The sequence below is a fragment of the Streptomyces sp. NPDC048496 genome (genome assembly GCF_043200055.1).
Classification (GTDB): domain Bacteria; phylum Actinomycetota; class Actinomycetes; order Streptomycetales; family Streptomycetaceae; genus Streptomyces.
Window position 1 is genome coordinate 1 of sequence record NZ_JBICXB010000138.1, and the last position, 1463, is coordinate 1463.

Here is a 1463-nt window from a genome sequence, read left to right on the forward strand (position 1 = left end):
TTTCTGGGCAACGTTCTTCCCCGGCTCTTCAACCGTTCCCCTGGCGGACTTGACCATGTTCGTGATGGTGAGTGCTTCGACCACGACAGTGCCGTACGTGCGGGCGATGGCGGTGGTCGTCCGGTGCTGCCAGTTAAGGGCCCGGCGCTTGGCTTTCGCGCGGAGTCCTGCGATCTGGTCGTAGGTATGCTGCAGCCGGCGGCTGGTGCGCTCGCCGGGCCTGCGGTGCCGCTTACGCCGTGCGGCACGCTGCTCCAGGTGCAAAAGCCTGGCCTGCTCCTTGGCGGTCAGCCATTCGCCGTGCTCGTAGGTTTCGCCGTCCGAGAGGGCGATGGGCACGGTGACACCCACATCGATGCCGACTTCCGGTCCCTGGTGCGGGCCGGGCCTGGGCTCCAGAGTCTGAACCCGGAAGGCAAGGTGCCAGCCGAGCGCGTCCTTGATCAGCCGTGCCCCGGTGATCCGGTTCTCCGTATCGGCGTGCTTGCCGACCGGAAGGTCTTTGGTCCACCGAAAGCGGACCCGGCCCACCTTGGGAATGTTGACCATGCCCCAGCGTCGGTGCACACGGGTGATGTTCAGGTCGCGGCCCTGCGGAATGTCCACGGACATCACCGTGCGGATGCGGCCCTTGAAGTCCGGGGCGTGGGCGCGGCCCTCCCAGCAGTTCTTCCACGCCCGGAAGTACGTCTTGAGTACCGCTTGCGCGGCCTGGGCGGGCAGGACGGCCAGGAAGTCGATGTCCTGGCGGGCCTGCCGGATCGCGGCATCCGCGTTCGCCGGAGTCCGCTTCTCCCTCGGCATCATCCGCCACCACGCGTGGAGAAGATTCCACAGTGTGCGGGCCGCGTGCGCCTGATCGTCCGCCGCGCGAACCCCGGCAGGCGACAGCGCAAGCCGGGCACGATGTCCGAACTGCCGCTTGACCAGGGTGTCTTGAGTCACAGCCGAGACCCTAGCATTGGTTTATGTCACCACGCTGGAACCCTAATCCCGATGTACGCACCGGACGTCATGTTGTCTATAACCTGCACGTTCACTTGGTTTTTGTTACGAAGTATCGGCGGAAGGCGTTCACCGACGCCATGCTGACCCGCACCGAAGAGATCATGCGGGAGGTCTGCACCGACTTCGAGGCCGAGCTGAAACAGTTCAACGGCGAACAGGACCACGTCCACCTGCTCGTGCACTACCCGCCCAAAGTCCAGCTCTCCAAGCTGGTCAACTCCCTCAAGGGCGTCAGCTCCCGCAGGCTCCGCCAGGAGTACGACAGCCACGTCCGCCGGTACCTGTGGGGCGGACACTTCTGGTCCGGTTCCTACTTCGCAGGATCATGCGGCGGGGCACCCCTGACCGTCGTCAAGCAGTACATCGAAAACCAGCAGCGTCCCGTCTGACCCTCAACCCGGAGACGAAGAGCACTCCGGCGCTGCGCGCCTCCGGGCCAAGGATGGCCTTCACCC

At 65.2% G+C, this 1463-nt stretch carries 2 protein-coding genes; one reads left to right on the forward strand and one right to left on the reverse strand.

The annotated features are described in order from the left end of the window. Window positions 1–945: RNA-guided endonuclease InsQ/TnpB family protein (locus ACGFSA_RS35165; protein WP_393310253.1), on the reverse strand; the 945-nt coding region annotated here is incomplete at its 3' end. A 23-nt stretch (window positions 946–968) separates the two neighbouring features. Between ACGFSA_RS35165 and tnpA the strand changes: the two genes are divergently transcribed. Then, complete coding sequence (tnpA, locus tag ACGFSA_RS35170; RefSeq protein WP_393310255.1) at window positions 969–1397, forward strand: IS200/IS605 family transposase; 429 nt, start codon at window positions 969–971, stop codon at window positions 1395–1397. The last annotated feature ends 66 nt before the right edge of the window (window positions 1398–1463 follow it).

Coding starts and splice junctions, on each gene's coding strand:
- tnpA (WP_393310255.1), top strand. CDS start 969: ATGTCACCACGCTGGAACCCTAATCCCGATGTACGCACCGGACGTCAT.